This is a genomic window from Streptococcus hillyeri, from assembly GCF_003686955.1.
Taxonomy (GTDB): Bacteria; Bacillota; Bacilli; order Lactobacillales; family Streptococcaceae; genus Streptococcus; species Streptococcus hillyeri.
On sequence record NZ_RCVM01000027.1, the window covers coordinates 1 to 20,805 of the forward strand.

The following is a 20,805-nucleotide window of genomic DNA, read 5'->3' on the forward strand; positions in this document are numbered from 1 at the left end:
AACAGTAATCAAGAAATTTAAAAGGTCTTCCATAACAAAATCCTCCACTTTTATTATAGCGAAGGATTTTGAATTCATCCATGAAAGTCTTTTCTGTAAGCCATATTTTCTTCATGCGTTTGTCGTGCGCAGGTTCTTGAAAATTGGAATGAGGCAAATAAGGATAAGGCACCAATTGAGATTCAATATGCAGCTAGCTCAACAGGATTATCAACCCGTATTTTACATATCGAAACAGGTAAAATTGATTTTATTCTTTATGATGCCATATCAGCGAGCTTTATTGTTGAGGACCAAGGTTATGATTTAGCGGTTACCAAGGTGACTGACCAAATTGGTGGTGAGACAGATGGCTTAGAATACCTTCTTTTTGCGGATACGAAAGAAGGTAAGGAGCTGCAAGCATTTGTCAACAAGCGTCTAAAAGCTTTAAAAGAGGATGGGACTCTAGTTAAAATTAGCCAAGAGTATTTTGGTGGGGATTACGTGAGTTCGATTGAAGAATAGTGTTATGTTTTGATGAAAGTCGGATTTTCCGGCTTTTTATAGTTAAATCCTATCACCTTGATAGAAAAGAGCTATCACAGTTTGGAAGTCTTGTGATTTACACCTAAGTAGTGAGATGTTAGAATAATAGGAAGATATTTGATAATGTTCGATTTTAGGGCTATTTTGGTCTGTAGCTCATCGTAAAAAGGAATTATCAAGATATTGGAGAGAAAGAGGAAAAGAAATGACTTGGTTAAAAAAACATCGTAAGGGGCTGACATGGCTTCTAGGATTATTGTTGCTTGTTATTGCTGCCAAGGTTTTTGAAGAACCTTATAAAGGATGGACACAAAGCATTCCAACGGGGAAAATTTTTTCACCTAGGGCAGTTTTTGATGCTGTTCCACAAATTTTAGGGAAATTGCCAACAACTATTGGCTTAACCCTACTCGGAGCACTGTTTGGTCTTATTTTGGGACTTATTTTTGCGATTGTAAAGATCAGACGTGTGCCAGTGCTTTATCGTATTCAAGCGCTCTTTGTGAGTTTCTTACGAGGAACACCGATTTTGGTACAACTCTTGTTGAGTTACTATGGTATTCCAATGTTGCTTCGTAAGATTAATTTGACTTATGGACTTGATTGGAATGTTGATAATGTTCCTGCTGCGGTCTTTGTTGTGACAGCATTTGCCTTTAATGAAGCGGCTTATGCCAGTGAGACCATCCGTGCGGCTATCCAGTCTGTTAATGCGGGTGAAATTGAAGCGGCGCGTAGTCTTGGTATGACAGAAACTCAAGTTTATCGTCGTGTGATTATCCCAAATGCAGCTGTTATTGCCACACCAACCTTGATTAACTCATTGATTGGATTGACGAAAGGGACATCTCTCGCCTTTAATGCTGGGATTACAGAAATGTTCTATCAAGCGCAAATTATCTCAGGAAACGACTACCGTTACTTTGAGCGTTATGTAGCTGTTTCTATGATTTATTGGGGAATTTCTTTCTTGATTGAAAATGCAGGGCGCGGTGTTGAAAATGCGCTTGCTATCAAAAATCCAGAAAGTCAAATCGTTGAAGTAGGGGGTGACCGTTAATGATTACCATTTCAAATCTCAGTAAAGAGTTTTCAGGTCAAAAGGTTTTAGATAACCTTAATTTGACTATTCAAAAAGGAGAGGTTATCGCCTTAGTTGGTGCCTCTGGTGCGGGAAAATCAACCTTTTTGCGTTCGATGAATTATTTGGAACAGGCAGATTATGGTAGTCTTGCCATTGATGATTTTAAGGTTGATTTTACCAACATCAAAAAAGAAGATGTGTTAACACTTCGCCGTAAATTGGCGATGGTGTTTCAGCAGTTTAACCTATTTGAGCGTCGCACAGCCCTTGATAATGTCAAAGAGGGGTTAAAAATTGTTAAAAAATTATCTGATGCAGAAGCGACAGCTATTGCCAAAGAAGAATTGGCCAAGGTTGGACTTTCTGACCGTGAAAACCACTATCCTCGTCACCTTTCTGGTGGACAAAAGCAGCGCGTAGCCTTGGCGCGTGCTCTTGCAATGAAGCCAGATGTATTGCTACTTGATGAGCCTACATCAGCCCTTGACCCAGAGCTTGTCGGTGAAGTGGAAAAAGCAATTGAAGTAGCAGCTAAGAATGGTCAAACCATGGTTCTGGTTAGTCATGATATGGCTTTTGTTTATGAAGTGGCAGATCGTGTGCTCTTCCTTGAAAAAGGAAAAATCCTCGAAGAAGGAACCCCTGATGAGATTTTTAATCATCCTAAGGAAGAACGTACCAAAGAATTCTTTGCCAATTACAAACGCGGAACAATTTGATATAATGAAATAAGTCTGAGGAAAAGTATCTCAGACTTGTTTTTACTAATCGTTTATGACAATGCAGAGATTGACTGATAAAGATGAAAACTTTAAAGTCAAGTCCCAGCTCAGTTGTTTAAAAAATTCTGGAAAGGACAGCGTAGTCTTTTACTGGCTATGCTGGATATGGATTTGGAGGTTTATGGCTGGTTTTAAGTGCTCAAGAGAACCTTATTGCTTTTGGTACAATGATATCCAATCTATGTTTGTGATAGTTTAAATTATGCTTGCAACAATTTACCGTTTTTATCTTCTAGGATTAGCTATGTCAGCCGTTGTGGTCTTATTTTGCTTACTGGCTTGGTTAATTTATCGTGTGGCTCGTCGTCTGGATAAGACCAAAAAAGAAAGACAGGCTCTCTTATATGAGGCGTTTCTTATTTTTCTAGTGACAACTCCTATTTTATCTTTTGCTTTTATGGCCATTATGGTTATATTTATGGCATAGGTCATAAAATGACGTATTAAGGATGGGAAGTTATTATCCCATTTTTGTAATTTTTACTGATATAAAATGAAAGGAATGGCGTTTGTGAATTGACTTGAGGTTAGCTATAGTGAGAACTTCAAGTTTTGGGAAATACCTTTTAATGTGTGGGACAACTGCACGATCACTATTTTCTTCTTAACGCTTTAGGTATCTAATATGTACGATACAATTATTATTGGTGCTGGCCCTGCAGGAATGACTGCAGCGCTTTATGCCGCCCGTTCAAATCTTAAAGTAGCCACTTTAGAACAAGGAGCTCCAGGTGGTCAGATGAACAATACATCTGATATTGAAAATTACCCAGGCTTTGAATTGATTTCTGGTCCAGAATTATCAATGAAAATGTTTGAACCCTTGGAAAAACTTGGTGTGGAAAATCTTTATGGGATTGTGACTGGTATTGAAGATAAAGGTGACTATAAAATTGTCAAAACGGATGATGAAGAGTATCAAACGAAGACAGTGATTATAGCTACAGGGGCTAAACATCGCCATATTGGTGTACCTGGTGAGGCTGAGTTTAATAGCCGTGGGGTTTCTTACTGTGCAGTTTGTGACGGTGCTTTTTTCCGTAATCAAGATCTTCTGGTTGTCGGTGGCGGAGACTCTGCGGTTGAAGAAGCCCTTTTCCTAACACGCTTTGCTTCAAGTGTAACAATCGTTCACCGTCGTGATGAACTCCGTGCCCAAAAAGTATTACAAGACCGTGCCTTTGCTAATGAAAAGATTTCATTTATCTGGGATAGCATTGTCAAAGAAATCAAGGGTGACGCTATCAAGGTTCGCAGTGTTGATATTGAAAATGTCAAAACCGGTGAAGTAACCAATCATGAATTTGGTGGTGTCTTTGTCTATGTTGGTCTTGACCCTGTTTCTGATTTTGTGAAAGAGCTGGGCATCACAGATGAAAATGGTTGGATTCCAACCGATGACCATATGAAGACTTCTCGAAAAGGAATTTTTGCCATTGGAGATGTCCGCCAAAAAGACCTTCGCCAAATCACAACCGCTGTTGGTGATGGCGCGATGGCAGGACAACAAGCCTACCAATATATTGTCGACAATGATTAAATTTGAGCACCTTACTGAGGTGCTTTTAACTTGTCTAAAATCTTAAAACCTTACTAATCCCTAGTTTATGTTATAATAGTCACAAGAATAAAAGTGAGGTTTAATACTCAACCAAAATCAAAATTAGCAGTTTAAGTAAAATCAAGAACCAATAAAAGGCTTGATTTACCAGAGTCTCTTTCGCCATGGTGGTATTCTTATTAGTGAAGCTGTCCAGTGGACAGTTTTAGCCCAAGCTCAGAAATAAAAGAGCGATGGGAATTGGCTTTATAAGAACGGATTTTTGAGAGAACTACAGAAATTGAAAGTCAATTTCGTAGTAGTTCCCCCGCAAGGATGATTAGGTTGGACGCTGTCTAGTAGTCGACAAGTACAGCCAATCATCCACTGCGAAAAGAGGCTCAAAAAGTAGCAATGAAACTCCGTAGGAGGGTTTGACGCTGACTTCTTCAGCTTTATTTCCCACCTCCAAAGGTCTCCCAGACCTTTGGAGCGTCCGCACTTTTAAGAAAGAAATAAGAAAGTAATTTTTGATTTTTGTTAAGTATAATCTCAGTTTTTATGATATTGAAAGGAACTTATCTAAGGATAGAGAGTTTTCCTTTTTGTTTAATAGTAGGAGGTATATCATGTACCAAGATGATAGCTTAACATTACATACAGACCTTTACCAGATTAATATGATGCAGGTCTATTTTGACCAAGGAATTCATAATAAGCACGCTGTTTTTGAAGTTTATTTTCGTAAGCTACCTTTTGCAAATGGCTTCGCTGTTTTTGCAGGTTTGGAGAGAATTGTCCGTTATTTAGAAAATTTAAGATTTACAGAATCTGACTTGGCTTATCTTCGTGAACAGGGCTATCCAGAGAATTTTTTGACTTATCTGAAAGAATTAAAATTAGAACTTTCCGTTAAATCTGCTCGTGAAGGTGACTTGGTTTTTGCCAATGAACCCATCGTACAAATCGAAGGGCCGCTTGCGCAGTGCCAATTAATCGAAACAGCTCTTTTAAATATTGTTAATTTCCAAACCTTGATTGCAACAAAAGCCGCTCGCATTAAGTCGGTTATTGAAGATGAACCTCTTTTAGAGTTTGGAACGCGTCGTGCACAAGAGATGGATGCGGCGATTTGGGGAACCCGCGCAGCTGTCATCGGTGGAGCTGATGCCACTTCAAATGTGCGTGCAGGTAAATTGTTTAATATCCCAGTATCAGGGACCCATGCGCATGCTTTGGTCCAAGCCTATGGCAATGATTATCAAGCCTTCAAAGCCTACGCGACTAGTCATAAGGATTGTGTTTTCTTAGTGGATACTTATGATACGTTGAAAATCGGAGTTCCAGCTGCGATTCGTGTGGCTAAGGAATTGGGAGATAAGATTAATTTCAAAGGTGTTCGTCTGGATTCTGGAGACATGGCTTACTTATCTAAGCAGGTGCGTAAACAATTAGACGAAGCTGGATTTACGGATGCCAAAATCTATGCTTCAAATGACCTTGATGAAAATACCATCCTCAACCTTAAAATGCAAAAGGCTAAGATTGATGTTTGGGGTGTCGGAACGAAACTCATCACCGCCTACGATCAACCTGCCCTTGGTGCGGTCTATAAAATCGTCTCTATCGAAGATGACAATGGCAAGATGATTGACACCATTAAATTATCAAATAATGCTGAGAAGGTCTCAACACCCGGTAAAAAACAAGTGTGGCGTATTACCAGCCGCGAAAAAGGTAAGTCAGAGGGGGACTATATCACTTTTGCGGATGCAGATGTGAATAGTCTAGATGAAATTTTCATGTTCCATCCAACCTACACTTACATCAATAAAACGGTTAAAGATTTTGATGCCGTTCCGCTTTTGATTGACATTTTTAAAGAAGGAAAACTAGTCTATAAATTACCGACGTTAACAGAGATCAAAGCTTATGCGAAATATGTGTTGGATGCCCTTTGGGATGAATACAAACGTGTCCTTAATCCGCAAGAATACCCTGTTGATTTGGCGCAGGATGTTTGGGATAACAAGATGGAGCTTATTGATGACATGCGTCGTAAAGCAAAAAATGGAGATTTGTCATGAGTTTACAAGAAACGATTATCAAACAATTAGGCGTAAAGCCTGTTATTGAACCCAAAGAGGAAATCCGAGTATCCATTGATTTTCTGAAAAATTATATGAAGAAGCACCCTTTTTTAAAGACTTATGTACTAGGGATTTCAGGTGGTCAAGATTCTAGTTTGGCAGGGCGCTTGGCGCAATTGGCAATGGCAGAGCTCCGTGAGGAAACTGGGGATCAGAGTTACCAATTTATCGCAGTGCGCTTGCCTTACGGTGTCCAAGCTGACGAAGCTGACGCCCAAAAAGCGTTAAATTTTATCCAACCAGATCTTGCTTTAACGGTCAATATCAAAGAAGCGGTTGACGGACAAGTAGCAGAGCTGAAAAAGGCAGGTCTTGAGATTTCAGATTTTAACAAGGGAAATATCAAAGCACGTCAGCGTATGATTACGCAGTATGCGATTGCAGGGCAATATAGCGGAGCAGTTATTGGAACAGATCATGCAGCTGAAAATATTACGGGCTTCTTTACCAAATTTGGAGATGGCGGAGCAGATATTTTACCGCTTTATCGCCTCAATAAGCGTCAAGGTCGTCAACTTCTAGCAGAGCTTGGTGCTGATAAATCCCTTTATGAAAAAATTCCAATTGCAGACCTTGAAGAAAATCGCCCAGGTCTAACTGATGAGGTTGCCTTAGGAGTGACTTATCAGGACATTGACGATTATTTAGAGGGGAAAGAAGTCTTTTCTGATGCTCAAGCGAAAATTGAAGCTTGGTGGCACAAGACAGAGCATAAACGTCACTTACCAATCACTGTTTTTGATGATTTTTGGAAAAACTAATCGGTCGTAAGTAATTATTGTCAGAGCTATGAACAAGAGCTTTGTCCGCTTACTCCGCTAGAAGATTTTATACTCATCCAAAATCAAAATTAGCAGTTTAAGTAAAATCAAGAACCAATAAATGGCTTGATTTACCAGGGCTTCTTTCGCCCTGGAGGTATTCTTATTAGTGAGAGTGGGACAGAAGTCATGATTTCGAAGAAATTGACTTCGTCGTCCCACCTCCGCACAGTTGATTAGGATGGCCGCTAACGATTGCGTAGCAAGGGTTTAGGACCTCCAATCAACCACTGCGTCAATCTGTTATTACCATTAAAAATAGAAGGTTGAGATATTTATGTCCCAACCTCAGCCCAAGCTCAGAAATAAAAGAGCGAGGGTAATTGGCTTGATAAGAACGGACTTTTTGGGAGAACTACAGAAATTGAGAATCAATTTCATAGTAGTTCCTCCGCAAGGATGATTAGGTTGAACGCTGTCGAGTAGTCGACAAGTACAGCCAATCATCTACTGCGATAGAGAGGCTCAAAAAGTAGCAATGAAACTCCGTAGGAGGTTGGGACACTGACTTCGTCAGCTTTATTTCCCACCTCCAAAGGTCTCCCAGACCTTTGGAGCGTCCGCACCTTTTTAGAAAGAAGCAAAAAAGTAATTTTTGATTTTTGTTAAGTATTGAAGTAAGGAAGAATGATGGTCACAGATAAACAATCAGAGAAACTTGATAATCTACCGTTGATGACAATTGATCAAATCGATATTTTTGAACATTTGGACCGCGAAGTTGCCGTTTTGGTTGATGAAGAAGGACTTCCTTGGGGGCAGACGATTCGGGTTTGTCTCTCACAAAAAGCCTTAGAGGAACAGATACTCTTGTTCAAACACCGTGCCGTTACTTTTCCTCTAGGTATTGTGATTGATTTTCTTCTAAAAAATCATCGCCAACAGCTTAATTTTTATGGCTTTTCCATGGGAGATTATGCGCTTGAGCGTGGTGAGTTGGAAAAAATGGCCTACGCTATTGATAGTTTTAAACTACTCTGGACTTGCTATAAGGAAAAATTGTCTCGAGATGTTAGCTTTGAAACTCTGAAAAGCAGAACCTTTTATTACCTAGGATCGCCAATCCTAACAGCTGGTAATCCAACCTTTAACTTTGATATTGACCATCAAAATGGCAAAGAATTTATCAAGCTCTTTCTCTCAAAAGAAAGTGCGCAACGGTATAACTATAAACAACTACAACCCGTTCCAGTTAACCTTGCGCAGTTTAAGTTGATTGTTGAAGGAAAATGCGGCTTGGTCATTGAGCCTAATCGCAGATATAGTTTGAAGTTTGAGTAGGTCTCCAACTTTTATCTTAGTAGAGGAAAGATATATGAATAAAAAACTAATAAATCTTATTTTGGTAGCTTGCTTATTCTTGGTTTCATGTGGCAAATCAGATCCCAAGTCTAAATCATCCAAGACCACTAAAACAAGTCAGGTAACTCAATCAGAAAAACGTCCAAAAGCAACCAAGTCAGAAACGACAGATCAGGTTGAAGAAGATTCTAAGCAGGCTAGTGAAGCCAGTGAAGAGGCAGAAACAACTTCTGAGACTAAATCAGTTCAAGCGACAGATGCCAGTTTCAATGGTTCCTATTACAGCGTGCAAGGAAAGTATGGTGAGGTGATCATTGCCAATAAAAAACACCCAGTTGCGGAATCCTATGCACCTGGTGAAGACCCGACAGCCCTATCTGCTTTTCAGACCTTAATTTCGGATATGCAAGCTAAAGGTTTTTCAGTAAGCAATAGTTATAGTGGATTTAGGTCCTATGAGACACAGGCTTCTATTTATAGCAACTATGTTGCTTCTGATGGCCAAGCGAATGCTGACCGTTATTCAGCGCGTGCGGGTTATAGTGAGCATCAAACAGGTCTCGCTTTTGATTTGTTGGATGGTAATGGTCAACTTCTAACTGAGCCAACAGCGTCTGATTGGTTAGCAGTGCACGCCCACGAGTATGGATTTGTTGTGCGCTATCTTCCAGGAAAAGAATATAGCACAGGCTATATGCCAGAGAGCTGGCATGTGCGCTATATTGGAAAAGAAGCAGCAGAGATTTACCAGTCAGGACTGACGCTTGAAGAATACTTCGGTGTCTCTGGTGGAGATTACGCTCAATAGAGCAAAGCTACGAATGATTTAGAAATGATAAAAAGATTGCAGATTTGCAGTCTTTTAGTTTAAAGAGAAATCGTTCTAGCTTTTTATATCTACGATTGCTTGTAAAAAATGGAGAAACGATGTTAGAACATATTAAGGCTTATCTAGCTTGCAAAGGAGAAAAATATGTCAAGCCAGAAAAAGCAGGAAACTTAGCAGAATATATGATAGACTTACGCGTGCTAGCTCAGTCTGCTCGCAAAGAATTTCAAACGATAAATCAGCTCTTGGAGCAACAAGTCACTCCTTTTGTGTCAGAACGTGTTAGCCAGTGGATGAATCAGGCGCAGATTTGTCGCCCACATTTTTGGTGTTATTACCGTCTGCCGTCTGATTCTGTGGAGGATGTTGCATTAGCGACTCGATTATATGGGAAAGAGGATGACTTTGGTATTTCCGTTGAAGTCAGTTTTGTCGAGCGAAAAAAATCAGATGCCACTCTCTTCAAACAACATAAGGTATTGGAGCTTCCGATAACAGAGCCCTTATATTACCTTGTGCAGGAAAATGGTGAGAGTCGCTGTATGGCAGGAACTGAAGAAAATCGTCAGCTGCTGAAAGAGCAGGTTGCAAGTGGCACAGTGCGCAAGGTACTGATCAAATACGACGTTCAAGTGACAGAGGAAATGACGTCGGAAGCTGCTGTTCACCAGTTGATGAAAGGCTTTGAATTATTGATACCATATTATGAACAGACAAAAAAAGAGGTTGGGACATAAATATCTCAACCTTCTATTTTTAATGGTAATAACAAATTGACGCAGTGGTTGATTGGAGGTCTGCAACTGGACACTTCTTCATTTTCAAGTGTCCACCTAAAATAGTCCACTGGACTATTTTACTACCACGCAATCGTTAGCGGCCATCCTAATCAACTGTGCGGAGGTGGGACGACGAAGTCAATTTCTTCGAAATCATGACTTCTGTCCCACTCTCTTTTCTTAGTTTATTTCGGTGCAATGACTTCAGCGCCACCCATGTAAGGACGAAGAGCTTCTGGAATCGTTACAGAACCATCTTCGTTTTGGTAGTTTTCAAGGATAGCAGCAACTGTACGACCAACCGCAAGACCAGAACCATTCAAGGTATGAAGGAGTTTCACTTTGCCATCTGCTTCGTCACGGTAACGAATTTGTGCACGGCGAGCTTGGAAATCTTCTGTGTTTGAACAGCTTGAAATTTCACGGTAGGCGTTTTGCGCAGGAATCCAAACTTCTAAGTCGTAGGTTTTAGCAGCAGAGAAGCCCATATCTCCTGTACATAAAGCAAGAACGCGGTATGGCAATCCAAGTTTTTGGAGAATATTTTCGGCGTTGGCAGTCATTTTTTCCAATTCATCGTAAGATTCTTCTGGTTTAGCAAATTTCACCATTTCAACTTTGTGGAATTGGTGGAGACGGATCAATCCGCGCGTGTCACGACCAGCTGAACCAGCTTCTGAACGGAATGATGGGCTCATCGCTGTGAAGTAGATTGGCAAGTCTTTACCGTCAATGATTTCGTTACGGTAGTAGTTTGTCAATGGCACTTCAGCTGTTGGGATAAGAACAAATGGGCGTTCGTCGTCATTGATTTCAAAGGTGTCTTCCTTGAATTTTGGATATTGTCCAGTTCCAAACATTGAGTCGCGGTTCACCATGTATGGTGTGATGACTTCTTCGTAACCTTCTGCCAAGTGTTCATCCAACATGAAGTTGTAAAGAGCACGCTCCAAACGAGCACCGAGACCTTTATAGAAAAGGAAACGAGCCCCAGTCACTTTTGCCCCGCGTTCCCAGTCAAGAATACCAAGGTCTTCGCCAAGATCCCAATGCGCCTTAATCTCAAAATCAAATTCACGTGGTGTTCCCCAACGGCGGACTTCAACATTCTCCTCTTCATCTGCTCCGACAGGAACTGAATCGTGAGGTGTATTTGGTAAAACAGTGATAATCGCTGTGACCTTTTCGTCAATTTCAGCAAGCTCAGCATCAATAGCTTTAACATCGGCTGAGAGTTTTTGCATGGCTGCAATTTGTTCACTAGCGTCTTCTTTGTTACGTTTTGCTTGTGCAATAGCCGCAGAAGACAGGTTGCGTTCAGCCTTGAGTTCTTCAGATTTGACCAAGAGTTCACGACGCTTTGCATCTAACTCTTTTAATTCAGTCAATGTCTCAGCAGAGACGCCACGAGTTGCCAATTTTTCAGCAACGGCATCAAAATCTGTACGTAGGCGTTTAATATCTAACATATGATCTCCTTTTATATAAAAAGCACCCTAGTCATTGTTGGAGTGCGGTAGCACGGTTCCATCCAACTTCACTAAGGTGCGCTTAATTACGATATTGATAAAATAATTTAAGAAGGCATTTTCCTTGTCGCCAATATAGCATATCGGCATTAACAAAACATCCGTCTTAAAAACACGGTAGAATTTCACTTGCTTCTAATACCTGCTCGCAGCAACCGCAGGCTTTCTGAAAGAAGAAAAACAACTTACTTATCCGTTGCGAATATTATACAGCATTGTTAGGCAAATGTAAAATAAATTTTTATGGTAAAATGGATTATAACAAAAAAAGAGGTGACTTATGGCTAAATTTGGCTTTTTATCGGTGTTAGAAGAAGAATTAGAGAAAGCATTGACTTGCGACTTTGCGATGGATTGGGATAAGAAAAATCATGCTGTTGAAGTGACTTTCCTTCTTGAAGCGCAAAATACATCTGGAGTTGAAACTGTTGATGCTGATGGGGAAGCTTCTAGTGAAGATATTTTCTTCGAAGATTATATTTTGTTTTATAATCCTGTAAAATCAACATTTGATTCAGATGACTACTTAGCAACGATTCCTTATGATCCTAAAAAAGGCTTGTCTCGTGAGTTTTTAGCCTACTTTGCAGACTTTCTTAATGAAACAGCAACCGAAGGCTTGAGTGATTTGATGGATTTCTTATCAGATGAAGAAGCAGAAGAGTTTGCAATCACATGGGATGCTGAGGCTTTTGAAAATGGCAGAGCAGAACTAGCAGAAACAACTCTCTACCCTTATCCGAGATATTAAAACAAATTTACATCGTACATTTATTCTAGTATAGTGTTTTGAATCAAGAATAGGACAATCAAAAATATGATGGTTAGATCTATCTCATATTAGCCTGATTAGCTAGTGTCCTATTGCTAATTCAAATAACTATAATTACCTATCAAGAAGAAAGAGAGTGGTAAAAACGTTGCCACTCTCTTAACTTTTGTGAGAATTATTTCCCACCTCTTGGGCTAATTCCTAGAGCAATACGACCATAGCGTGAAATACGCGTCATTTTCCAAACCGGTTTATAGGTGATTTCAACGTTAACAGAATTGATTTCATCGAGACTAGTCAGTTTATTGATGATTTCATCAGGCATACTGTCAGAGCAATTGCAGTTGATATCAGTAAACGTCATGAGCAGGTCCATGTGACCAGTATCGTCTAGATGGATGTCGTAGATAAGGCCAAGATTATAGATGTCAAGACCAATTTCAGGATCAAAAATACTTTCAAAAATGTCAATTAATGGTTCTGATAAAGCTAATGCTCTGTCATTGATTTTGATGTCATCACGCATGAATTACACTCATCTTTCCTAAAAATATGTGTATATTATATCAGAAAAATAGGTAAATTCAAGAATTTTCTGAATTTTTTGAGTGAAAAACCTATTTTACTAAATCACCCCAAAGTGCTATAATAGAGAAGTTCTAGAGGAGTAGCTTTGCTATTTCTAAAAAATAAATCAAAGAGGTGATACCCATGGGACGTAAATGGGCTAATATTGTTGCGAAAAAAACTGCTAAAGATGGCGCAACATCAAAAGTTTATGCAAAATTTGGTGTTGAAATTTATGTAGCTGCTAAACAAGGTGATCCAGACCCAGAGACAAACTCTGCCTTGAAATTTGTCATTGATCGTGCCAAACAAGCACAAGTTCCTAAACATGTTATCGATAAAGCTATCGATAAAGCTAAAGGAAACACTGACGAGACTTTCGTTGAAGGACGTTACGAAGGGTTTGGTCCTAACGGTTCAATGATTATCGTTGATACTTTGACATCTAATGTTAATCGTACAGCTGCTAACGTGCGTACAGCTTACGGTAAAAACGGTGGTAACATGGGAGCTGCTGGTTCAGTTTCTTACATGTTCGATAAAAAAGGTGTCATCGTTTTTGCGGGTGATGATGCAGATGCTATTTTTGAATTGCTTCTTGAGGCAGACGTTGAAGTTGACGATGTTGAAGCAGAAGAAGGTTCAATCACAGTTTACACAGCACCAACAGATCTTCACAAGGCTTTAGTTGCTCTTCGTGAAAATGGTATTTCAGAGTTCCAAGTCACTGAACTTGAGATGATTCCTCAATCTGAAGTGACGCTTGAGGGAGAAGACCTGGTTATTTTTGAAAAATTAGTTGATGCTCTTGAAGCAGATGATGACGTTCAAAAAGTTTACCATAACGTAGCAGATTTCTAAACTTAAATATGATAAGGAGGTTGGGATAAAATGTCTCAACCTCTCTTTTTGGTATCTGAAAATTGCTTTTTGCACTAAAAACTTTTATGATAAGGGTATTCTAACCTAAGGAGAGATTTATGACATTTGCTAAAGATTTTACAGAAATCACTGTGCAAGAAGCAGAGAAAATGATTCAGACTGAAGAAAAGGTGGTTCTTTTCATTGGCCGCTCATCTTGCCCTTATTGCCGTCGCTTTGAACCCAAGCTTGCTAATGTAGCTATGACTACAGGGACTAAGGTGTTTTTCATCAATAGTGAGAATTTTGTAGCCTTGTCAGATATTCAAGTTTTTCGAAATACCTACCAAATCCCAACAGTTCCAGGCCTTTTAGTGGCTAATGATGGAGTAGTTAAGGTTGTCTGTGACTCATCGTTATCAGAAGACGCTATCTCAGAGTTTATAACTGCGATTTGAAAAAACGATTAGAATTTGGTATAGTAGCAATAGCATAGCTGGAAACTAGGAAGGTTTTCTGCTATATCTTATTTTTAAGGAGACATTTATGAACGCAACAATCTTAATTATGCTGGTCATGATGGCAGGTATGATGTATTTTACTAGCCGTAGCCAAAAGAAACAAGCTGAGCAACGTCAAAATCAATTAGCGCAATTGAAAAAAGGTGACGAAGTTGTCACAATTGGTGGCATGTATGCAGTCGTTGATGAAGTTAACGTTGATGCTAAAACAATCGTACTTGATGTCGATGGCGTTTATTTAACGTTTGAATTATCAGCAATTAAACGTGTCATTACTCCAACAGCATCTGATTTAACACCAGTAACAGCTGAAGGTGAAACCTCAGCCGTTGAAGAAACAGAATAGTTGTGAGCGGTATTGCTTAGAAGATAATAAGATAAAAAGCATAGCAACAATGTTCTTGAGTGGACATTGCTGTTATGCTTTTTTGGTAGATTAAGTTGTTATAGCGTATAGGTCTTATACTCATCCAAAATCAAAATTAGCAGTTTAAGTAAAATCAAGAACCAATAAATGGCTTGATTTACTAGAGCTTTTTTCGCCATAGTGGTATTCTTATTAGTGAAACTGTCCAGTGGACAGTTTTAGCCCAAGCTCAGAAATAAAAGAGCGATGGGAATTGGCTTGATAAGAACGGATTTTTGGGAGCACTACAGAAATTGAAAATCAATTTCGTAGTAGTTCCCACCTCAAAAGGTTTCCCAAACCTTTTGAGCGTCCGCACGTTTAAGAAAGAAATAAGAAAGTGATTTTTGTTAAGCATTAGTTAGTGAAGAGAAGCTAAGCTCAATTCTCAGTGATTGTCACAAGGTTTTACTTTCTTCACGGATAACCAAAATATCAACTTTGGCATGTCGCATAATGTATTCAGATGAAGAACCAATGAGAAGTCTCTCAATAGCATTCAGACCAGTCGCACCTAAAAGAATAAGATCGACGTTTTCGGATTCGGGAATGTCAACTGCTAAAAGCGTTTTAGGATTACCGAATTCTAAAACAATTTTAACGTCTCTAACTCCCTTATCGAGCGCTTGAGTCTTATAATCTTCAAGCATTTGTCTAGCATCTTTTTCTAATGTTTCAAAGACAAAGGTATCCAGAGTCGCGATGTTTTGCAAGGTACGTGTGTCAATAACATGAGCAAGAACAAGTTGAGCATCGTTACGTAAGGCTACTGCACAGCCTTTTTCAAAAGCCAACTCAGCTTGAGGTGAGCCATCAATACCAACTAAAATGTGCCGATAAGATTGTGTAACCATAAAGATCGCCTCCTTTTGATTATATTATACTCTTTTTTATCTAAAAATGAAAGCGTTTTTACAATAAATAACGACAAATGATTGAAGAAAAAGTTCCAAGAAATTTCTGAAATACCAAAAATTATTCTGAAAAGCTACTGAGTCAAGAACAATGGTTACAGAAAGAAGTTTTTTCTGGGAGTGATAATATTTTTAACATTTTTTCAACAAATGATTTTCGTCATGCACTTGTCCTATTAAAAAGTAGTCCTAATGTGCCTTTTAATAAAATCAATGAAATTCTTAGATAATAAGATAGGAAAATCGTTTAATTGACTTGATTTATGGTAAAATAGAAAATAGAGTATAAAATAATGGGAAAATAGTATGTTTACATTTAGAAGAAAAAAAGAATCAACTCAGGTAGCTTTGGAGAAAATTCCTAAGCATATCGGTGTCATCATGGATGGCAATGGACGTTGGGCTAAAAAACGTATGCAACCAAGAATTATGGGACACAAGGCGGGAATGGATGCTTTGCAGGCTGTTACGATTAAAGCATCTGAATTAGGTGTTAAAGTGTTAACAGTTTATGCTTTTTCTACTGAAAATTGGACAAGACCCGTCGATGAAGTGAAGTTTATCATGAGTCTACCCGTTGAATTTTTTGACAAGTACGTTCCTGAACTTCATAAAAATAATGTCAAAGTGCAGATGATTGGTGATACCAGTCGTTTACCAAAAGATACCTTGGATGCCCTTAATCGTGCGCGTGAGTTGACCAAACGTAATTCAGGATTGATTTTAAACTTTGCTTTGAATTACGGTGGACGTGCAGAGATTGTTTCGGCAGTAAAACAAATTGCTCAAGATGTTTTGGATGCTCGTTTTAATACTGGTGATATTACCGAAGAACTCATTGCCAATTATTTGAATACTGCTACGTTACCTTATCTTTATCGGGACCCAGATTTAATTATCCGAACAAGTGGTGAATTACGATTGAGTAATTTTTTACCATGGCAATCTGCCTACAGTGAATTTTATTTTACAGATGTTCTTTGGCCTGATTTTAAAGAAAAAGGTCTAGTGGCAGCGATCGAGGAATATAATCGCCGTCATCGTCGTTTTGGTGGTGTCTAGAAAGAGGAGAAAATGAAAGAACGTGTTATTTTTGGAGCCTTAGCTCTAGTAATTTTTGCCCCTTTTCTTTGGTTTGGAGGGGTTCCCTTTCAATTATTTGTTGGTCTACTAGCTATGATAGGTGTTTCTGAAATTGTGAAAATGAAAGGCTATGAGATTTTCTCATTTGAAGGCTTATTAGCAATGTTGGGGACATTTGTTCTTGCTGTTCCAATGGACCATTACCTTACCTTTTTACCAGTTGATGCGAGCCTTAGTGCTTATACGCTGTTTGTATTTTTCATCTTAGCTGGAACAGTGTTAAATTTTGGGAAATATAGCTTTGATGATGCTCTCTTTCCAATCGCTTCTAGTTTTTATGTGGGAATTGGTTTTCAAAACCTTATCAGTGCCCGCATTGCTGGTTTAGACAAGGTACTTTTAGCACTTTTTATCGTTTGGGCAACTGATATCGGCGCTTATATGTTTGGACGTACTTACGGGAAACACAAGCTTCTACCAACTGTTTCACCAAATAAAACGATAGAGGGAAGTTTAGGAGGGGTGTTATCAGCTGTTGTGGTAGCTGTCATATTTATGTTAGTCAAGCCAACAGTGTATGTTCCTCAAAATTTCCTAATCATGATGATTTTGGTTGCCGTCTTTAGTGTTTTTGCGCAACTGGGTGACTTGGTCGAAAGTGCTTTAAAACGCTATTTTGGAGTCAAAGATTCAGGGAAATTAATTCCAGGACACGGTGGTATCCTTGATCGTTTTGACAGCATGATTTTTGTTTTTCCAATCATGCATTTCTTTGGGCTTTTTTAGGGAGGTGCCATGTTAGGAATTTTATCTTTTATTGCGATTTTTGGAATTATTGTTACGGTTCATGAATTTGGCCATTTCTATTTTGCGAAAAAATCATGCATCTTAGTGCGTGAATTTGCTATCGGTATGGGACCGAAGATTTTTGCTCATATTGGTAAAGATGGCACAGCTTATACGATTCGAATGCTTCCTTTGGGAGGTTATGTTCGAATGGCAGGATGGGGTGACGATACGACTGAAATCAAAACCGGAACACCAGCTGCTATAACAATCAGCGCAGATGGGATTGTCACTCGTATTAACCTTTCAGGAAAGCAAGTTGATAAAACAGCTCTTCCCATCAACATTACCTCGTATGACCTTGAAAATGAGCTCAGCTTATCGGGTCTTGTTCTAGATGAGCAAAAGACTTACAAAGTTCATCACGATGCCACTATTATAGAAGAAGACGGTACAGAGATTCGTATTGCACCGCTGGATGTTCAATATCAGAATGCAACAATTCCAGGAAGAATGCTTACGAATTTTGCTGGTCCGATGAACAATTTTATTTTAGGGATTATCATTTTTATCGTCCTTGTGTTTATGCAAGGTGGCGTAGAGAACCTGGATTCTACTCAGATTCGTGCCACAGAAAATGGCGCATTTGCTAAGGCAGGAGGGCAAACTGGCGATAGAATCCTATCGATTTCCGGAGTTGCGGTCTCTAATTGGTCTGAGTTGCAGAAAGCAGTAGGTTCTACAACATCTCCATCGACTCTTGACGTTGAAGTGGAGAAATTCTCAGGAGAGAAAAAAGTCCTCTCTGTGACTCCAGTGGAAAATAGCGGAGCTTTTTATATTGGTGTTATGCCATCTCTGAAAACAAGTTTCTTGGATAAAATTCAAGGAGGTTTTATTAAAGCATGGCAGACAACCTTCCATATTCTTAACGCTCTTAAAGGACTGATTACTAATTTTAGTTTGGATAAACTAGGTGGTCCAGTTGCTATGTATCAAATGTCAAATCAAGCGGCAGCTAGTGGCATAGAGTCGGTTCTTTACTTGATGGCGATGATTTCCATCAATTTGGGTATTTTTAATCTAATCCCAATACCGGCCCTGGATGGTGGCAAAATTGTTATCAATATCTTGGAAGCCATTCGTCGAAAACCACTCAAACAAGAAACAGAAACCTATGTGACACTTGCAGGAGTAGCCATCATGGTTGTATTAATGATTGCTGTAACATGGAATGATATCATGCGAGTATTTTTCTAAGTAAAATTTAAAAAGGCTATCGTTCGTTCGAACCTAGCTTTTCTCATTAAAAATAAAAAGACAAGAAAGGAATTATTTAAGGGGCATACATAAAAAGAAATGGCAGTAAGAATTTAAGATAGTCTTTTTATGTAGCAATAATCTCGAGTTGTTTTAGCAACGGATAGGTTAACCTTAATATCTTTTAGAATATGAAACAATCAAAAATGTTAATTCCAACACTTCGCGAAATGCCAAGTGATGCTCAAGTTATCAGTCACGCATTGATGTTGCGTGCAGGATATGTTCGCCAGGTATCAGCAGGTATCTATGCCTATTTACCGCTGGCTAATCGCACGATTGAAAAGTTCAAAACAATCATGCGCCAAGAATTTGAAAAAATTGGTGCCGTTGAAATGTTTGCCCCAGCCTTGTTGACAGCAGACCTATGGCGTGAATCTGGTCGTTATGAAACATACGGAGAAGACCTCTATAAGTTAAAAAATAGAGATCAATCTGATTTCATCTTGGGGCCAACGCATGAAGAAACCTTTACCATGTTGGTACGTGATGCGGTCAAGTCCTACAAACAATTACCACTTAACCTTTATCAGATTCAATCAAAATACCGTGATGAAAAACGTCCACGTAACGGACTTCTTCGAACACGTGAATTCGTCATGAAAGATGGCTATAGCTTCCACGCTAATTATGAAGATCTCGATGTAACCTATGAAGATTATCGCAAAGCCTACGAGGCAATCTTTACACGTGCTGGTCTAGATTTCAAAGGTATTATCGGAGACGGTGGCGCCATGGGAGGGAAAGACTCTCAAGAATTTATGGCCATTACGCCAAATCGCACAGATTTAGACCGTTGGTTGGTCCTTGACAAATCCATTGCTTCTATCGATGAAATTCCTGCAGAAGTTTTAGAAGAGATCAAAGCAGAGCTTAACTCATGGTTGGTTTCTGGGGAAGATACCATTGCTTACTCAAGCGAGTCTGACTATGCAGCCAATCTTGAGATGGCTACAAACGAGTACAAACCAGTTGAAAAAGTAGTTGTCCAAGAAGAAGTTGTTAAAGTTGAAACTCCAAACTGTAAATCTATTGATGATGTTGCTAATTTCTTAAATGTTACAGAGGAACAAACCATTAAGACGCTTCTCTTTATTGCTGATAACGAGCCAGTTGTCGCACTCCTTGTGGGCAATGATCAAGTTAACGAGGTCAAGCTAAAAAATTATCTCGGAGCTGATTTCCTTGAAGCTGCTACAGAAAATGACGCCGTAAATGTTTTTGGAGCTAACTTTGGATCACTTGGACCAGTTGGACTTCCTGAAACGATTCGAATTGTTGCCGATCGTAAAGTTCAAGATGTAGCGAATGCAGTTGTTGGTGCTAATGAAGATGGCTATCACTTGACAGGTGTTAACCCAAGACGTGATTTCACGGCTGAATATACTGATATCCGCGAAGTCAAAGAAGGCGAAGTCTCACCAGATGGTAAAGGTGTTTTAAAATTTGCACGTGGCATTGAGATTGGTCACATTTTCAAGCTTGGTACACGCTATTCAGATAGCATGGGCGCGACGATTCTTGATGAAAATGGCAGAGCAGTACCAATTGTTATGGGATGTTACGGTATCGGTGTTAGCCGTATCTTATCTGCAGTTATTGAGCAGCATGCACGCCTTTTTGTCAATAAAACACCAAAAGGAGACTTTAAATTTGCATGGGGCATCAATTTCCCTAAAGAATTGGCGCCGTTTGATGTTCATTTGATTACAGTCAATACAAAAGACGAAGAAGCTCAAGCATTAACAGCTAAAATCGAAGGCGATTTGATGGTTAAAGGCTACGATATCTTGACAGATGACCGCAACGAACGTGTCGGTTCAAAATTCTCAGATAGCGACTTAATTGGTCTACCAATCCGAGTTACGGTTGGTAAAAAAGCTGCTGATGGAATTGTTGAAGTGAAAATCAAATCAAGTGGAGACACCATCGAAGTTCATGCAGATAATCTCATTGAAACCTTAGAAATTCTATCTCAATAAAACATATTCCCAGTTCTATCAATGAGCTGGGTTTATTTTTTTACTTTTTTATGGCAATTTTTCTTGTAAATAGCGCATAAGAGAAAGATTTTCAAACTTTTTGCCAAACTTTTTTAGAAAAAGCTAAATTCCCAAACTAACTTCCACCGTCTGTTAAAGTGGAAGTTAATCTGATAAAACCTCTAACAACCAGTGAAACTCCGTGTCAGGGTAAGTTCCACTGGTTTTTATAAAGGTTGATTTATTGCA

Annotated in this window: 20 protein-coding genes and 1 pseudogene; 18 read left to right on the forward strand and 3 right to left on the reverse strand. The window is 39.1% G+C overall.

Features of this window, described 5'->3' with window-relative positions:
* Nucleotides 1–126 precede the first annotated feature (126 nt).
* From EAF07_RS09485 to EAF07_RS09530, 10 genes and pseudogenes are all read left to right on the forward strand, one after another.
* Nucleotides 127–507, forward strand: a pseudogene (locus EAF07_RS09485) (type 2 periplasmic-binding domain-containing protein); the annotation flags it as partial.
* A 226-nt stretch (nucleotides 508–733) separates the two neighbouring features.
* On the forward strand, nucleotides 734–1,588 hold the full coding sequence (locus EAF07_RS09490) for an amino acid ABC transporter permease (protein ID WP_121836321.1): 855 nt from the start codon (nucleotides 734–736) through the stop codon (nucleotides 1,586–1,588).
* Nucleotides 1,588–2,331 carry an amino acid ABC transporter ATP-binding protein gene (locus EAF07_RS09495; RefSeq protein ID WP_121836322.1) on the forward strand — a complete coding sequence of 248 codons (744 nt, stop codon included), beginning with the start codon at nucleotides 1,588–1,590 and terminating at the stop codon, nucleotides 2,329–2,331. The genes EAF07_RS09490 and EAF07_RS09495 overlap by 1 nt, the downstream gene beginning before the upstream one ends.
* 265 nt (nucleotides 2,332–2,596) lie before the next feature.
* Nucleotides 2,597–2,821: a DUF4059 family protein gene (locus EAF07_RS09500; RefSeq protein WP_121836323.1), complete on the forward strand. Its 225-nt coding sequence runs from the start codon at nucleotides 2,597–2,599 to the stop codon at nucleotides 2,819–2,821.
* 198 nt (nucleotides 2,822–3,019) lie between these two features.
* Nucleotides 3,020–3,934 carry a thioredoxin-disulfide reductase gene (trxB, locus tag EAF07_RS09505; RefSeq protein ID WP_121836324.1) on the forward strand — a complete coding sequence of 305 codons (915 nt, stop codon included), beginning with the start codon at nucleotides 3,020–3,022 and terminating at the stop codon, nucleotides 3,932–3,934.
* Between the two features lie 629 nt (nucleotides 3,935–4,563).
* Complete coding sequence (locus EAF07_RS09510; RefSeq protein WP_121836325.1) at nucleotides 4,564–6,021, forward strand: nicotinate phosphoribosyltransferase; 1,458 nt, start codon at nucleotides 4,564–4,566, stop codon at nucleotides 6,019–6,021.
* Complete coding sequence (nadE, locus tag EAF07_RS09515) at nucleotides 6,018–6,845, forward strand: ammonia-dependent NAD(+) synthetase (protein ID WP_121836326.1); 828 nt, start codon at nucleotides 6,018–6,020, stop codon at nucleotides 6,843–6,845. The genes EAF07_RS09510 and nadE overlap by 4 nt, the downstream gene beginning before the upstream one ends.
* Before the next feature lie 690 nt (nucleotides 6,846–7,535).
* The gene (locus tag EAF07_RS09520) at nucleotides 7,536–8,186 is read left to right on the forward strand and encodes a hypothetical protein (protein WP_121836327.1); all 651 of its coding nucleotides are present in this window, start codon (nucleotides 7,536–7,538) and stop codon (nucleotides 8,184–8,186) included.
* A 34-nt stretch (nucleotides 8,187–8,220) separates the two neighbouring features.
* Complete coding sequence (gene ldcB / locus EAF07_RS09525; RefSeq protein WP_121836328.1) at nucleotides 8,221–9,015, forward strand: LD-carboxypeptidase LdcB/DacB; 795 nt, start codon at nucleotides 8,221–8,223, stop codon at nucleotides 9,013–9,015.
* A gap of 119 nt (nucleotides 9,016–9,134) precedes the next feature.
* Nucleotides 9,135–9,773 (forward strand): ribonuclease P, encoded by a 639-nt coding sequence (locus EAF07_RS09530; RefSeq protein WP_121836329.1) that lies wholly within the window; start codon nucleotides 9,135–9,137, stop codon nucleotides 9,771–9,773.
* Between the two features lie 227 nt (nucleotides 9,774–10,000).
* On the opposite strand, the gene serS is transcribed toward EAF07_RS09530, so the two are convergent.
* Nucleotides 10,001–11,284, reverse strand: coding sequence for a serine--tRNA ligase (gene serS, locus EAF07_RS09535; protein WP_121836330.1), 1,284 nt, complete (start codon nucleotides 11,282–11,284; stop codon nucleotides 10,001–10,003).
* Between the two features lie 340 nt (nucleotides 11,285–11,624).
* Here serS and EAF07_RS09540 point away from each other — a divergent pair, with 340 nt between their 5' ends.
* Nucleotides 11,625–12,095, forward strand: a complete 471-nt coding sequence (locus EAF07_RS09540) for a DUF3013 family protein (RefSeq protein WP_121836331.1) — start codon at nucleotides 11,625–11,627, stop codon at nucleotides 12,093–12,095.
* 196 nt (nucleotides 12,096–12,291) lie between these two features.
* Here the strand turns inward: EAF07_RS09540 and EAF07_RS09545 are convergent, their stop codons facing one another.
* Complete coding sequence (locus tag EAF07_RS09545) at nucleotides 12,292–12,642, reverse strand: metal-sulfur cluster assembly factor (protein WP_121836332.1); 351 nt, start codon at nucleotides 12,640–12,642, stop codon at nucleotides 12,292–12,294.
* Between the two features lie 185 nt (nucleotides 12,643–12,827).
* Between EAF07_RS09545 and EAF07_RS09550 the strand changes: the two genes are divergently transcribed.
* From EAF07_RS09550 to yajC, 3 genes are all read left to right on the forward strand, one after another.
* Nucleotides 12,828–13,544, forward strand: coding sequence for a YebC/PmpR family DNA-binding transcriptional regulator (locus EAF07_RS09550; RefSeq protein WP_121836333.1), 717 nt, complete (start codon nucleotides 12,828–12,830; stop codon nucleotides 13,542–13,544).
* A 119-nt stretch (nucleotides 13,545–13,663) separates the two neighbouring features.
* The gene (locus EAF07_RS09555; RefSeq protein WP_121836334.1) at nucleotides 13,664–14,002 is read left to right on the forward strand and encodes a DUF6568 family protein; all 339 of its coding nucleotides are present in this window, start codon (nucleotides 13,664–13,666) and stop codon (nucleotides 14,000–14,002) included.
* An 88-nt stretch (nucleotides 14,003–14,090) separates the two neighbouring features.
* Nucleotides 14,091–14,411, forward strand: a complete 321-nt coding sequence (yajC, locus tag EAF07_RS09560) for a preprotein translocase subunit YajC (RefSeq protein ID WP_121836335.1) — start codon at nucleotides 14,091–14,093, stop codon at nucleotides 14,409–14,411.
* A gap of 458 nt (nucleotides 14,412–14,869) precedes the next feature.
* Here yajC and EAF07_RS09565 read toward each other — a convergent pair whose 3' ends face one another.
* Nucleotides 14,870–15,325: a universal stress protein gene (locus EAF07_RS09565; RefSeq protein ID WP_121836336.1), complete on the reverse strand. Its 456-nt coding sequence runs from the start codon at nucleotides 15,323–15,325 to the stop codon at nucleotides 14,870–14,872.
* A 366-nt stretch (nucleotides 15,326–15,691) separates the two neighbouring features.
* Here EAF07_RS09565 and EAF07_RS09570 point away from each other — a divergent pair, with 366 nt between their 5' ends.
* The 4 genes from EAF07_RS09570 to EAF07_RS09585 all read left to right on the forward strand — a co-directional run bounded on the left by EAF07_RS09570 (nucleotide 15,692) and on the right by EAF07_RS09585 (nucleotide 20,556).
* On the forward strand, nucleotides 15,692–16,447 hold the full coding sequence (locus tag EAF07_RS09570; protein ID WP_121836337.1) for an undecaprenyl pyrophosphate synthase: 756 nt from the start codon (nucleotides 15,692–15,694) through the stop codon (nucleotides 16,445–16,447).
* A gap of 12 nt (nucleotides 16,448–16,459) precedes the next feature.
* The gene (locus tag EAF07_RS09575) at nucleotides 16,460–17,254 is read left to right on the forward strand and encodes a phosphatidate cytidylyltransferase (RefSeq protein WP_121836338.1); all 795 of its coding nucleotides are present in this window, start codon (nucleotides 16,460–16,462) and stop codon (nucleotides 17,252–17,254) included.
* A gap of 9 nt (nucleotides 17,255–17,263) precedes the next feature.
* Nucleotides 17,264–18,514 carry an RIP metalloprotease RseP gene (gene rseP, locus EAF07_RS09580; protein ID WP_121836339.1) on the forward strand — a complete coding sequence of 417 codons (1,251 nt, stop codon included), beginning with the start codon at nucleotides 17,264–17,266 and terminating at the stop codon, nucleotides 18,512–18,514.
* A 191-nt stretch (nucleotides 18,515–18,705) separates the two neighbouring features.
* Nucleotides 18,706–20,556: a proline--tRNA ligase gene (locus tag EAF07_RS09585; protein WP_121836340.1), complete on the forward strand. Its 1,851-nt coding sequence runs from the start codon at nucleotides 18,706–18,708 to the stop codon at nucleotides 20,554–20,556.
* The last annotated feature ends 249 nt before the right edge of the window (nucleotides 20,557–20,805 follow it).

Excerpts from the sequence above, each read along its gene's own strand:
- EAF07_RS09565 (WP_121836336.1), bottom strand. The coding sequence starts at position 15,325 with ATGGTTACACAATCTTATCGGCACATTTTAGTTGGTATTGATGGCTCA.
- EAF07_RS09555 (WP_121836334.1), top strand. The coding sequence starts at position 13,664 with ATGACATTTGCTAAAGATTTTACAGAAATCACTGTGCAAGAAGCAGAG.
- yajC (WP_121836335.1), top strand. The coding sequence starts at position 14,091 with ATGAACGCAACAATCTTAATTATGCTGGTCATGATGGCAGGTATGATG.
- ldcB (WP_121836328.1), top strand. The coding sequence starts at position 8,221 with ATGAATAAAAAACTAATAAATCTTATTTTGGTAGCTTGCTTATTCTTG.
- EAF07_RS09545 (WP_121836332.1), bottom strand. The coding sequence starts at position 12,642 with ATGCGTGATGACATCAAAATCAATGACAGAGCATTAGCTTTATCAGAA.
- EAF07_RS09540 (WP_121836331.1), top strand. The coding sequence starts at position 11,625 with ATGGCTAAATTTGGCTTTTTATCGGTGTTAGAAGAAGAATTAGAGAAA.
- EAF07_RS09490 (WP_121836321.1), top strand. The coding sequence starts at position 734 with ATGACTTGGTTAAAAAAACATCGTAAGGGGCTGACATGGCTTCTAGGA.
- rseP (WP_121836339.1), top strand. The coding sequence starts at position 17,264 with ATGTTAGGAATTTTATCTTTTATTGCGATTTTTGGAATTATTGTTACG.
- EAF07_RS09510 (WP_121836325.1), top strand. The coding sequence starts at position 4,564 with ATGTACCAAGATGATAGCTTAACATTACATACAGACCTTTACCAGATT.
- EAF07_RS09575 (WP_121836338.1), top strand. The coding sequence starts at position 16,460 with ATGAAAGAACGTGTTATTTTTGGAGCCTTAGCTCTAGTAATTTTTGCC.
- EAF07_RS09585 (WP_121836340.1), top strand. The coding sequence starts at position 18,706 with ATGAAACAATCAAAAATGTTAATTCCAACACTTCGCGAAATGCCAAGT.
- EAF07_RS09570 (WP_121836337.1), top strand. The coding sequence starts at position 15,692 with ATGTTTACATTTAGAAGAAAAAAAGAATCAACTCAGGTAGCTTTGGAG.
- trxB (WP_121836324.1), top strand. The coding sequence starts at position 3,020 with ATGTACGATACAATTATTATTGGTGCTGGCCCTGCAGGAATGACTGCA.
- EAF07_RS09495 (WP_121836322.1), top strand. The coding sequence starts at position 1,588 with ATGATTACCATTTCAAATCTCAGTAAAGAGTTTTCAGGTCAAAAGGTT.
- EAF07_RS09520 (WP_121836327.1), top strand. The coding sequence starts at position 7,536 with ATGGTCACAGATAAACAATCAGAGAAACTTGATAATCTACCGTTGATG.
- EAF07_RS09530 (WP_121836329.1), top strand. The coding sequence starts at position 9,135 with ATGTTAGAACATATTAAGGCTTATCTAGCTTGCAAAGGAGAAAAATAT.
- serS (WP_121836330.1), bottom strand. The coding sequence starts at position 11,284 with ATGTTAGATATTAAACGCCTACGTACAGATTTTGATGCCGTTGCTGAA.
- EAF07_RS09550 (WP_121836333.1), top strand. The coding sequence starts at position 12,828 with ATGGGACGTAAATGGGCTAATATTGTTGCGAAAAAAACTGCTAAAGAT.
- nadE (WP_121836326.1), top strand. The coding sequence starts at position 6,018 with ATGAGTTTACAAGAAACGATTATCAAACAATTAGGCGTAAAGCCTGTT.
- EAF07_RS09500 (WP_121836323.1), top strand. The coding sequence starts at position 2,597 with ATGCTTGCAACAATTTACCGTTTTTATCTTCTAGGATTAGCTATGTCA.